At 49.7% G+C, this 13102-nt stretch carries 6 protein-coding genes; all 6 read right to left on the bottom strand.

What is annotated here, in order from left to right; genetic code table 11:
* Positions 1-7 precede the first annotated feature (7 nt).
* Genes ABIE50_RS20255 through ABIE50_RS20230 form a run of 6 tightly spaced genes read right to left on the bottom strand, consistent with a single transcriptional unit; the run spans position 8 to position 13006 of the window.
* Positions 8-1933: a beta-L-arabinofuranosidase domain-containing protein gene (locus tag ABIE50_RS20255; RefSeq protein WP_209858033.1), complete on the bottom strand. Its 1926-nt coding sequence runs from the start codon at positions 1931-1933 to the stop codon at positions 8-10.
* Positions 1930-3804 carry an ulvan lysase-like protein gene (locus ABIE50_RS20250; protein ID WP_209858032.1) on the bottom strand — a complete coding sequence of 625 codons (1875 nt, stop codon included), beginning with the start codon at positions 3802-3804 and terminating at the stop codon, positions 1930-1932. The genes ABIE50_RS20255 and ABIE50_RS20250 overlap by 4 nt, the downstream gene beginning before the upstream one ends.
* A 3-nt stretch (positions 3805-3807) precedes the next feature.
* Positions 3808-6444, bottom strand: coding sequence for a glycoside hydrolase family 2 protein (locus ABIE50_RS20245; RefSeq protein WP_209858031.1), 2637 nt, complete (start codon positions 6442-6444; stop codon positions 3808-3810).
* A 7-nt stretch (positions 6445-6451) separates the two neighbouring features.
* Positions 6452-7459, bottom strand: a complete 1008-nt coding sequence (locus tag ABIE50_RS20240) for a DUF5017 domain-containing protein (RefSeq protein WP_209858030.1) — start codon at positions 7457-7459, stop codon at positions 6452-6454.
* Between the two features lie 24 nt (positions 7460-7483).
* The gene (locus ABIE50_RS20235; protein WP_209858029.1) at positions 7484-9379 is read right to left on the bottom strand and encodes a RagB/SusD family nutrient uptake outer membrane protein; all 1896 of its coding nucleotides are present in this window, start codon (positions 9377-9379) and stop codon (positions 7484-7486) included.
* A 21-nt stretch (positions 9380-9400) separates the two neighbouring features.
* On the bottom strand, positions 9401-13006 hold the full coding sequence (locus tag ABIE50_RS20230; protein ID WP_209858028.1) for a SusC/RagA family TonB-linked outer membrane protein: 3606 nt from the start codon (positions 13004-13006) through the stop codon (positions 9401-9403).
* Positions 13007-13102: the final 96 nt, after the last annotated feature.

Raw genomic sequence — 13102 nt, 5'->3', positions numbered from 1 at the left:
TAGTGTATTAAGGGATCACCGGGAATACCGTCATGCGTAACCTGGTAGTACCATAGGGCACCAGGGTGATGGTATCAGTAGTTATTTCATAACTGAAGGAACCTGGTTTGGGTAAGGAAGGAGTGTACCGGTTTTCTGACAACTGCCAGTTGTTGACCTTTCTGGCCGGCGCCTTTATGGTAATAGTGGCTATTTCAAAGGGATAAGTATTGTCGCGGTTTTCTGTTATCTGCCATTGCGTGGGATTGGCTACCAGCGCATAGTTCCAGGCACCGGCAGGACGTATGTCCAGTGCGGGAAAACCGGGGTCCGCTGATCTTTTGCCGCCGAGGTTTGTGTAGGTAGCAGTGTCTGTGGTAACTTTTTCAGGAACGGGATAGGCGAATAACAAAGGACCGCGTTCTACGGCGGCGCCCCATTGGCCCCATTGTACCAGTTGCGCCTGCATAGGGAATTGTATGTTGATCCGGTCATTGTTGCGGAATTTCCTGCGTAGGGTTACAAAGGAGCCGGGTGTTAATACACCGTTGTAATGTACACCATTGATGGTTACCGTGGCCTGCTTACACCAACCCGGTATACGGAACGTAAAAGGCATCGTTATTTCCTGCTGCATATGAAAAGTAAACTGCAGCTGATCAGAGAAAGGGTAGCGGGTGCTTTCGGTAATGGAAACAGGATGACCCTTGTAGCTGAAGGTATCCACAGAGGGGCCGTAAAGCGCTGCCACAGGGCCGCCGCTGGTATCGCGCATCCACATCCGCGCGGCGTAGTTAGGCATAAAGCGATGCACGTTCCCCGCGCAGCATTCTGTTTCATGACAGGGCCAGTAAGCCATCCAGGTAGATCCGTGCGCAAACTTATTATGGTTGGATTGCCCCGTGGCGATTACCTGGTTAACGCTGGAGAAGTACTGGAGATTTTTAAAATCTTTGGATACGGCGCCTGGCCCTGCGTTGAAAACGGCCTTCTCCAGTTTGTCGGCCCAGCGCCCATCGCCGGTAGCCATCAGGAGGTAACCTACAGCCCAGGTATAGTCCGTAATATCGCAGGTTTCATGACTCTGCAACGGGTCTTTGCCTGCCAGAAATTCGTTGGAGCTGGGGATGCCATCAGGCAGCATATGATCACGGTCCAGTTTATACATGGCATTCACCGCTGCGTCGAGATATTTTTTCCTGCCGGTATAAGTATACAGGATAGCGGGCAGCTTGGCCATTTCCATATAGGTAACGCCATGTAGTACCAGCGTATCCGGTGAAGACGCTGTTTGCATGTTCAATTCAAAACCGCCTTTGGCATAAGCTGCTTCCGCCAGCGCCAGCAGCCTGGGATCGCTGGTTTGCCCATATGTCCATAACATGCCTTCTATGTTCACGATGGCGCGTTTGGCATTGCCAATTTCTTCCGGCGTATAGCTGCGGTAATGTTTATGAAGGGCCGTAATGATCCGCTGATCGCCGGTGGCGGCGTATTCTGCCTGCAGCACCCGGAAATAAACAGCGATGGGCCATTGACTGGTAAACAGGTTGGGGCCCAGCCGGCCATTGGATGCTACATGCGCCAGGGTATAATTTATACCGGCGCGTGCTTTGTTTACAAGCGCTGTATCATGCAGCAAATAGCCCAACCTAAGCATCCCGTCACTGTAGTAAGCCGTTTGTTCGTACCGCCACCAGTTGTCGCCGTGTTGTTCACCCACCCGCTCTATAACGCCGGCCCACAAGCAGGAATTGAAAGGATAGGATAACACTTCCGGATGCCCTGTAAGACCGCTGCGCTGCCGGAGCAGAAATTCTTTCAGCCAGCCCTGGGGACGAATGCCGGTGATGCCCTGCTCCCTGAATTTATCGAACCTGGCCGGCCCTTGCTGTGCCATGGCGGGCATAACAAAATATAAGGCAGCGCCTATCAGTAAGGATGCTTTTTTCATGTGCGGGATCTTACGGAAATTTTTATATCGATATTATTTGTTTCAAATTGTAAGGGGATAGCTTCGAAGCCGGGCACGAAATTGAAAGCGCGCTCCGTTAACGCACGCGTTATTTTTATGGGAGCACTGGTGGTTATCTCTACAATATTACCTGCTTTACATATTTCCAGTTTATTTTCAGCAGACAGGCTAACGGCTTCATCGTGTGTGCTGATAACGGGTAAATAATAAAGGGCCTTTTCATTCTCCGCGGTTGCGTGAATATGAAACACATCTTTCTCAAAAGTATAACTGATGGCGCATTCCGGCGAAGCAGCAGGCAATTGGTTTTCATTTACCAGCAGTGAATGTGTATTGAATATCATCTTCCCATCTTTTTCTGCGTACTCTATAGCTGCTCTCAGATCATTGGTATGCTGATACAATTGTTCCCCGGCAACGATACGGAACCCGGGCGTGAAGCTGCCCGGCAGCGGATCATCGTTCCGCTGCATGTTGAAGGGCTCAACCATCTGGTACCGGTTCATACTGGCAACAAGGAGTGGGCCGGTATCTTCATGCCAGAGCATAGTTAAAGCGCCGCCGGTAGCATGGCCTCCCTTCATGGAATATTCCTGGTCGTACCCGGTGATGGTACCGCGCCATTTACCGGTGGAGATAAGCCATGTGCTGATTTCGGGAAACGACTTTACACCGTATATACGTTCCCGTGGGAGAGGAGCAATAGTGCCTTTTATACCCGGCGACTGCAATAAAACGGTGGTCAGTGCTTTGCTGTGCGCCAGCGAATGACTTACACAGGGCAGTACACCATGCTGCACATAATGAGGGCCTCCATGCAGTAGTTTGTTGTGTGTGCATTGCGCCAGCAAACGTGTATTTTGAAGAGTCGCTTTATAAAATGCAGGATCGCTGCCGGCCATCAGGGCGTAGGCAGGCTGACAACCATCGCTGGTTCTGCTGCCCCAGTATGTCCATTTAAAATTCCTGGTTCCCCAGCTATTATCCCAGGCGCCGTCGGGTAGCATAAATTCCAGGTGCGCTTTTAAGGAACGCGTTAGCTGCTCCAGCAGGGCCGTATCGTTCATTAGCTTTGCATATTGTACCAGGGAAGGAAGAGATTCTTCGACGTTATAGCCAAGGTCCACGGAATAACAACCTTTCGCGCTTTTCTCCGGAACCGGTTTTCCTTCCCCGTGTATCAGGCCATTGGCGGTAAAGTACGCCAGGCATTCCTTTGCCAGGTTTTTCCCTTTGGTAATAAAATGAGGTTGCCGGAGATAGGTACCTATCAGGCACAATGTATAACTGCCGGCAATAGGGTAGTTGATATTACCGGTGTTAACAGTGAAATTTTTATAGAGATAATCACCCGCTTTTTGTAACCTGTTTCTCCATTGCTGTTGTGTAGATTTATCCAACAGATGTTCAAAATGGATCAGTGATTCTGCAAGACTGGCAGCGCTAAATACCGTGATGCCTTTCCAGTCGCTCACGCTTACTTCGTTTACCCAGGCTCCATCGGGTGTGCTTACCATGTGTTCCATCCAGTTATACAAACGGATAGCGGCATCCACATACTGTTGTTCTTTTTTTTTACCGGCAAGATATAATAACGGGAAGATGGCATCACCGCAGCGGCCATGTATGGTGGCGCAGGCAGGGCACAGGATGCCGCCATGAAGCCCTTTTACCTGCGGCTTGTTTACCTGTAGCGACAGCAGGCATTCGCCCCATTGCTGCAGCAGCTCTTCACTCAATGTTATGAATTCATCTTTATAAGCACCTGCCCATGCGCCAGTGGAAGGCAACAGCATGGCGGTGCTGCCCAGCGCGGTTATTTTCAGAAACTCCCTTCGTGATGTAAACATAGATCATTTTTTTTGCGTGGTGCTGCCGGGGCCTGGTAAATGAGTGATGGGCCAGTGATCCACCTGTGCGTTCTCATTCAGCGCTATGGCAGCATCCGGGGTGTTGTGCTCTCTTATATTTATGTTAAAGCCATCCACTAATATCAACGGCTTACGGCCCTGCAGGGCTGCTTCGTTTGTCTCTATAACAATTGTTTTTGTTTCATCCGGGCTCAGCGACACGTAATTATCTGAATAGAAAACGGGCAGTACCCTGCCGCCGTTCTCCCGGTGCAGCTGCAGGTGCGTCATTACCGTTATATGGGTGGATGGGTTATGCAGGCTTACCTCCAGTAAACATTTGTTTGGCACCCTGCGGCGTTTAACTGTTGCCGTGAGGGTGACCACAGGGATCTTTTCCAGGTCTGTTAATTGGTCAGATCCCAGCGGCAGTGTATTCCAGTAGAAATTATCAGAGAGCAGCGCGCCTGCGGCATCGTGCAACGTTAGCTTTATAAAGTGCACTGCTGAAAGCTTTGCCGGCCATTGTACCGGTCCCAGATCCGTTGCCGCGGCCGGTAAGGCCGTAACGTCATAATCCTGCCGGAGAGCCACGGCGCCATCTGCATTGAATAGCGTGAGGTGTGCACGCGCGTTTTTTAAGACCACCGGCTTATTGTTGATTACCTGTATATTTCCTTCTTTTTCGTTCAGTTGAATATGTATCGGCTCGCAGGCTTTTTGAACGGCGAACAGGGCTGCGTTGGGCTCAAGGTCGTGATGATAGAGCTGCCATACAAAACTGGGCTGCGTGGGATTGCTCATCCAGGTGATCACACCGGTAGACGGGCGGAACATTTTGGCATTGCGGCCTTCATATATTGCGCGGAATGACTCATAGTTGGCGAGTTGGGATTTCCTCACGAAATCGGCCAGGTTGGCTACTTCACCAAAGCGTTTGGCGATCATGTTACGGTAATATTTGGTAGCCAGGTCATGTTCGGCCCAGTCGTCGTTGATCACTTCCCAATCTTTTTGCGGCATCATTCCCTGCACTGATTCCATTGTTGGGATGGAAAAGCTACCTATTTCTGTTTTAAAAGATTCCGTGAAAACATAATACTCCGCTGGTTTGCGTGTATAATAGGGACCGCCGGAATGTACCCCGCGCCCGGAAGTGGAGCTGGGCTGGTACAGCCGCAGCGGTTCCAGTTCCGCTATAAGACTGCGTAATGAATCATCTATTACTTTGGGCGGATTGCCTTCATTGCGGGCACACCAGAGTATCACAGACGGATGATTGCGGAAGCGCAGCATTTTCTCCCGCACGTTGGCCAGGTATAAATTTATATCCGCAGGGTCGGGACCGTCGGAGGGATTGGGCTGGAAGAACTCATCCCATATCATGAGACCGTATTTATCGCATAGGGCATACAGGTCTTCGCTGGTGCTTTGGCCTACCCAATTCCGGATGATGTTATAATTGGCCTGCTGATGCATGCGGATCTGGGTTTCCAGTCTTTCTTTCGGAATGCGTTTCATGGCTTCATCCATTCCCCAATTGCCGCCTTTGCAAAATACTTTCACGCCATTGACTGAAATAGTAAGATCTTCTGAAGCAGGCGTGGTGTAGCTGATTTCACGGATGCCGAAGTTCAGCTGTTGTTCATCTGATATTTTGCCCCCGATATTAAACTGTAACTGCAGGGTATATAAATTTTGCGGTCCGTAGCCGTTGGGCCACCAGAGCCTGGGTTGTTTTATTCTTAACCGGGGAAGTACGGCGGGGTCAAAAGTGATGCGCCGGCTGCTGTGAGGAGGCAGGGTTATGGGTTCACTGATGGCAACGTTGCCAAAGCTGCCTTTCAATATGCCCTGTTGTACCTGACCGGTTATATTTTCAACAGTGGCGGCAATCTTCACATCCGCGGTATTCAGCGCCGGCAACGGGAGATCGGTAGTTACCAGCGGATCTTTTACAAGTACAGGGCCGGTGGCGTCAAGATATACGGATTGCCAGATGCCGGTATTCCGGTCGCGGATAGCCGGAATCCAGTCCCACCCCATGGAGCAAAGAAAGGTAGGCCCATCCATGGCGGTGATGCCCCCGTTTTTGCCCATGCCCTGCGCAATGGTGTGCTCGTGCGGTATACCGGGATTGGGTTGAGGCGATACCAAAACAGCTATGGCGGCAGTTGCTCCCGGTGTTACAAGGGTTGTAATATCAAAGATGCCCCTGGTAAAAGCGCCACGTATCTCCCCGGTATTTTTTCCATTTACCCATACCTGCGCGGTGTAATTAATGCCGTTGAAGTGCAGCCAGGTATTTTTGTTTTTGTAAGATGCTGGTATTTTTATTTCCGTGCGATACCACCAGCTGGTGCGGCAAAGGGTTTCAGGGATCCTGTCGGGGCGGTTGTTTTCACCATATAACGGTTCCGGGTATACGTTATTTTGTACCAGCGTGGTGAGCACAGTGCCGGGTACCACTGCAGGATACCAGCTATTGGTGGAGAAACCGGGCTGCGCTATTGCGGCGGCGGTCTGCGGTACTTTTGAAGCGTCCTGCAGGAACCAGTCGCTGGCAGGCGTGGCCTGGGCAAAGGTTGTTTGCGAAAAGAGCAGTAGCATCACGATGGCCGGAAGAAAAGATCTTATCATATGCAGATCAGGGTAGAATTTTTAATGTCAGCTGTTTGATCTGGCTCTTGCTGTCTTTCAGGCTGTTGTTGGTGGCTACAAAAGTAACCTGGTACGTGCCTGCTTTTTTGAAGGCATATTTATAGATGGCCGATCTGAGCGCTACTTCATTTTGTATCACCACACCCACATCAGGCCTGGTGGTTTTCAGGTCCACGGATGAAGTAATCAGCCAGTCGTCGTTATCCTCGTTGTTCACATTAGTGCCGGGATTGAATGTAACCGGGTAGCCTGTTCTGATGGGAATCCCGTTGCTGTTCCGGGCGCTGTCGGCTGCGGAAATATTCCAGGTGCCCACATTCCAGGCATTGAAGCCCGTATATTTATTTTCAGCTGTTCCCGGTTCACTGTCATTAAGCAGGCTGGCCTGCACCCATCCGGTGTTGGAGAAAGTTGTGAACAGTGGTGTGCTGCTGCTGTCGGGCAAATAATTATAGAGGGAGAAACTTTGTATCACCCATTTTCTTTGCGGCGTCAGGCCGGTTTTTTTATTCAGCACACGGAAGGCGATATTCACTTTATCTGCCTTGTTGAAATCTGATATGTCGATGGAATCGGAAGTAGTAAAACCGGTAGATAATGATTTGGGCCATTTGCTGTTACGGCCGGTGATGTTTGTCCAGGTAGCTTTGTTGATATGTTCCGCATCATATCCTTCCAGGTTGGTTGAAATCAGCAGCAGTAGCGAGTCGGGGCAGGGCTTTGGCGGCACCGGTCCCTGCTGCATGGAAGTTTGGAATACAAGTTTTTCCACGCCCGGCATTGATTTGCGGTTGCGGTTTTCGTAGGCTTTCCCTGGTTCGCCGGAGTAGAAAACAATTGCACCGGCATTGCCGGAGAGGTGGAATGTAATAGAGTCGCCTGCTGCATACGCCAGTTGATCGGTATGAACGTCGAAGTCCGGCATGGTCGCCTCATCCGGGTGGCAGCCTGAAAGCATCACGGCGGCGAGAAAATAAAATATAATGGATCTCATACTATTTTGTTTAATCAGTTTTTATTACCATCCGGGGTTTTGGGTTAATGCCTGGTCCAGCACCATTTCTCCGCCGGGGATGGGTAGCAGCGAATACTTTTGAGGGTCGGTCAGGAAATTGGTGGCAGCCACACCTGCGGGCGTAACATAGGTGGAAGGAGCGTAGTTGTCGTTGTTGGCAAGCACCTGTTGCATGGCCTGTGTCATCATACCCCATCGTATCAGGTCTTGCCGGCGAACGCCTTCAAAGCAGAGCTCACGGGAGCGTTCATCCATGATATCCTGCATGGTAATGGTGGTTACATCAAAGCCTGGTACGGGCGTGTTGGGAGGGTAGCCATAGGCGCGTCTTCTTACCTGGTTAAAGTATTCCACTGCGTTGGCGCCGGCGCTGCCATTGGCTTTCAGTTCGGCTTCCGCCGCCATTAACAGCACATCTGCATAACGTACTATCGGGAAGTTGCAGGAAGTATTGTTCTGCAAACGGCTGGGCGGCAGGTTAATTTCGTATTCCCTTCTCCATTTACCTACACAGCGGTCGTATACTGTCGGGTAACCCGATCCGCCGGATACCACATTGATGGCCGTAAGTTTTCCGCCGCTCACTGTTGCCGTAGCTACCGCTTCATTGGGCGCGGTAACAGACGGGGTGATAGACGAATTGGTGCCGTAAGCAGTAAAGCTGATGGAAGGCGGGGAAGTGTAGCCGCTGCCGGGATTATCGATCACTATTGATGTAATAGCGCCCTGCGCATCGGTATAAGCAGTGGCTGCAGCCCCGGTACCATTGCCGCTGATGTTTACGGTAAGCGAATAATACCTGGTGGTAGCGGCGCTTTTATACATATAAGGCGCAACGGCCCAATCCCTTCGCTGATCACCGGGGCCATACAGGTTGTATAAACCCGGATGTACGCGGTAAGTGCCGGGTGAATAACCATTCACACCTGAAATGCCGGCATCGGGGCAATACACGCCCATTACTGCACCCAGCTGTTGCGTAACGAGGTAGCCGGTGCCTGCATAATTGCCGGTAACATTTGATTTGGATAAGAAAGCGGCATCCCAGATACTTTCCGTGGTACCGTTATCATTCATATTATTCTGCATCTTGTTGATGAAAATGCGGGCATATGCAGGGGTAGAGGGATAAAGCGGATGTGGGGCACTGATTAAACTGTGCGTATTGGAATTGATCAGCTTCTGCGCCCAGAACAACGCATCTTTATAACGTGCTGCATCGTTCAGCGGGTTTCCGGCCATAGTAAGGTATACCCTTGCAAGAATGGCTTCCACGGCAGATTGTGTAACAATGGTAGGTGTATTTACCTGCGACATTTTAGGCACCAGGCTGTCGGCCGCCTCCATTTCTTTCACAATGTAGGCATACACTTCTTTTGAGGGGGTACGGGGAAGATTAAAGTTTGTGCCCAGTTCTGTAGCCATCATTGTTTTAAGCGGCACATCGCCGAAATGACTCACCAGCAGGAAGAAATAGTATGCTCTCAGGAACCTGGCCTGTCCTTTAATCTGCGATCGTTTTGTTTCATCCATCTGGGGTTTGTCGGCCACATTGAGAATAATGTTGGCATCTTCTATACCCCTGTATAAATTTCTCCAGAGCAACAGGATATTTGCTTCTGTATTACTGATATGGTAAAACTCGGTAAGAAAGGTACTATAGCTGGCATTGATCCGGAAACTTTCGTCGGCGCCGGAATTAATATAGCCCCATAACCCAAAGCCATACATGGGATCCTGCTGGAGAATATTATACATGCCCGCCACCTGTTCATCCAGCTGCGCTTCGGTGGCAAATGTGATAGGCCGGAAGGTAGTAGGATCAAGGGTTACATCCATTTTACAGGAGGCCGCCAGTATACAGATAAGTGAAAGAAGTAAACGCTGAAAAGTTTTCATAATATCTTTTTAAACATGGAATCAGAAAGTAGCTGTAATACCGAAACTGAGTGTAAAGGCGCGTGGATAAGCGGTATAATCAAGACCGCCGGATAAGGCGGAATAACTGCTGCTTGGTTGCAGGAAGGTATAACCCGTACCGCTGGTGGCGGTAACGCCGGGTGTATTTCCGGGCGCATTGGCGGGGTTTTGTACCCTGAAGGAAGACACTTCCGGATCAATGCCAGAGTATTTTGTGATGGTAAAAATATTCTGCGCAGCCACATATGCCCTGAGCCCTTTAAATCCTGCGCGGCGGATAATTTCCTGTGGCAGGTCGTATCCCAGCGAAATGGTTTTAAGCCGCAGAAAGGAGCCGTCTTCTATATAGCGGGAGGTTACTTTTGGCGCAGTGCTGCCGGCATCGCCCCTGTTGTTATACAATGCCCTGGGTACATCGTTGGTAGGATTATCCGGTGTCCAGCGGTTGGCGTATTCCGCAAACTGGTTGCCATTAGGGAAATACCCGCCTGTGGAAGCAAAGGCCATCCTGTTGGCATTCAGTATTTCATTGCCATAGCTCCATTGCAGGAAAATATTCAGGTAGAAATTTTTATAGTTAAAATTATTGGAGAATCCGCCGGTATGGATGGGGAGCGGACTGCCAAGTGTAGTTTGATCGTTTGCATCCACTACGCCATCGCCGTTAATGTCCCGGTACTTTGGATCGCCGGGCTGAATGTTGGGGGAATAGCCAGGTACGCCGTTTTTCAGGATATAGGTACCATTGCCTTGTTTCACAAAATCCTCGTACTGGTACACACCAGCCCATTTATAACCGTAGAACTGGGAGATGGGCGCACCTACCTTTGCAATCCAGCCCGTGGTATAGTTTCCGCCTGGCAGGTCGTAACGTATTTGCATGACTTCAAAGCCATCATAAAATTTATCGATCCTTCCTTTGTTAAAGCTGATGTTAAAGCTACTGCTCCAGTTGAAGTTTTTTCCCTTGATATTAACCGTGTTGATGGTGAGCTCAAATCCTTTGTTACTGATCTCCCCGGTGTTCTGGTATTGGGTATTGAAAGATGTGATGCTATATCCTCCCAGATATGGGATCTGTACCAGCAGCAGGAAGTTTTTTGTTTTCCGGTGATAATAATCTGCATCTATGGAGATCCTGTCGTTGAGGAAGCTGAGATTAAGCCCAAGATCCAGTTCTGTTGTGGTTTCCCAGGTAAGGTCGGGATTTCCGTTTCCGAAAGGCACAGTTCCTCTTGTGTAGGAATTGTTGAAGGGATAGGCAAATTGCGTTCCCCCGGCCAGTGTGGCCAGATAGCTGAAGTCGCCCACCTTGTTGTTGCCCACGCTGCCGTAGCTAACGCGGAACTTACCATCATTCAATACCGGCTTTATACCTGCTGCAAAAGATTCCTCCGTAAACCGCCAGGCAAAAGCGCCGGAGGGAAAGAATCCCCATTGCTTGCCAGCCGCGAATTTTGAAGAACCGTCCGACCTTGCGGTAGCGGTGAGCAGATATTTATCTTCGAAGGCATAATTCAACCGGCCCAGGAAAGAGAACAGCTGCCAGCGGGAGCCGCCTGAATTGGGAAGCGTTGCAGTACCGCCGCTGATGCTTTTAATGCCCAGGTATTCGGTCGACTGTGGTATGTTGATAGACTTGAAGCCGGTATAGTTGTTGGTGGCGTACTGATAGGTGAACCCTGCCAGTGCATCGATCATATGTTTTTTCCCGATAGCAGTTTTATAGTTCAGGATATTTTCACTGAGATAATTACTGTTCAACTGATTGTTGATAGTACCGTTAATACCATTTGTATTAGGCACTGCGCCTGCCTGGTTTTTGAATAAATTTCCCTGTTGTGTTTGCGAATTATAAAAAGTTTCAGACTTGAGATTGGTCGCATTATAACCGCCCGAAATTTTCAGCCGGAATTTTTTCAGGAAGGTATATTCGAGGAAAGCGTTAATAGTACCGGTGTTGTTGATGTTTTTCCGGTACTCGTTCTGCGCCTGCAGCAGCGGGTTTACCAGGTTGTTTCCCAGTGTGGCATTGGAAGAGCCATTGTTGAACTCTTCCAGTGCAAGGCTGTCGATCACTTCGGTCAGCAGGTCCTGGTTGCCCACGCCGGAAACGGGCCGGTACTGCCACATGCCTTGTACTACGCCGCCGCTGGCAGCTGCAGCAGGTATGGTGCCGTAAGAGGTGGAATTGGAATACCCGGCGGTGACGCCCATCCGCAGGTTTTTATTAAGTCTTTGATCCAGTGTGAACTTGCCGTCATATCTTTTTAAACCGGTATTGATAATAATGCCTTTCTGGTCGTAATAGGAGCCGCTGATGGAGTACCGGGTATCTGCAGTGCCTGCGCTGATATTAAGGGAATGGTTTTGCGTAAGACCGGTTTGTATGAGCAGATCCTGCCAGTCGTACCCCGGATTATTTTTATAGGAATCCAGTGTAATGCCATGCGCAGGATCAAGGTAAATAAGCGCATTGGTATTGACAGGGTTGGAGGGGCTGCTCCTGATGCTGTCCAGTTCAAGTTGCAGTTTTACAAATTCATAAGGACTGAGCATTTCCATTTTCTTTGTAATTTGCTGTATGCCCAGCGCATAGTTGTAGGTAACTCTTGGCGGACCTGGTTTCCCTCTTTTTGTATTGATGATGATAACGCCGTTGGCGCCTCTTGCGCCGTAAATAGCGATGGAGGATGCGTCTTTCAATACTTCCAGTGAGGCGATATCATTCGGGTTGATGGAATTGATATCCATGTTCTCGATGGGGAAGCCATCTATAACAAACAGGGGAGAACCATCCTGGCTCACGGAGCTGCCCCTTACTACTATCCTGGAGGCGGCGCCCGGCTGTCCGTCGTTGGAGGTTACTTCCACACCGGCAATGCGACCTGCCAGCGCCTGGTCGAAGGAGGCTACGGGGGCTTTCTGCATATCTTCCACATTGGCTTTGCCTACAGAACCGGTGAGATCTTTGCGGGTGGTGGTACCGTATCCGATCACAATTACTTCATTGAGCCCGCTGTTGGCGGGCTTTAGTTTTATATCCTGGAAGCGCATATCTTTCACCGGTATCTCCAATGGTTCATAACCAACAAAACCGATCTGCAACGTGCCCCCGTTTTCCGGCAGGGCGATGGAGAAATTGCCACCGGCATCCGTAAGCGCCGCCGCCGTGGTATTTTTGATCCGTACAGATGCCCTGGCCAACGGTTGCCCGGTATCGTCCGTTACCCTGCCCTGGAGCTTTTCCTGTTTAGGGGAAGGGGAAGTGGCATTATCCTTTTTCTTCAGGATGATGTAGGTATCATTGAAGGTCCATTCGATATTTCTATCTTTAAACAGGATACTTAGTACTACCGGTAGATCGCTTCCGTTAAAGTCGACTTTCATTTTTTCCTTATCGTTCAAAACAAGGTTATTATAAAAGACGGTGTAGCCGGTTTGCCGCTGGATAGCTTTGAAGATGTCTGCCAGGCTGATGGCGGTATTCCCGCTTTTAAGGGTTACCTGTTTCTGCCCCTGCGCGGAAACAGCTGGCGGGTTAAGCCAAAGCAAGAACAACAGTCCTTGCAGGAAAGGACTCCATTTGGGTGGAATTAGCTTCATAACGTAGCATTTGATATTTATTAGAGACCTGATTTTATTTAAAACGGGTGAAGGGATATGAGGAATCCTTCGGGTTTTGTTTTCTTCCATCAGAAA

Source organism: Chitinophaga sp. OAE865, assembly GCF_040546735.1.
GTDB lineage: Bacteria > Bacteroidota > Bacteroidia > Chitinophagales > Chitinophagaceae > Chitinophaga > Chitinophaga polysaccharea_A.
This window is presented reverse-complemented; position numbering and strand designations above follow the sequence as displayed.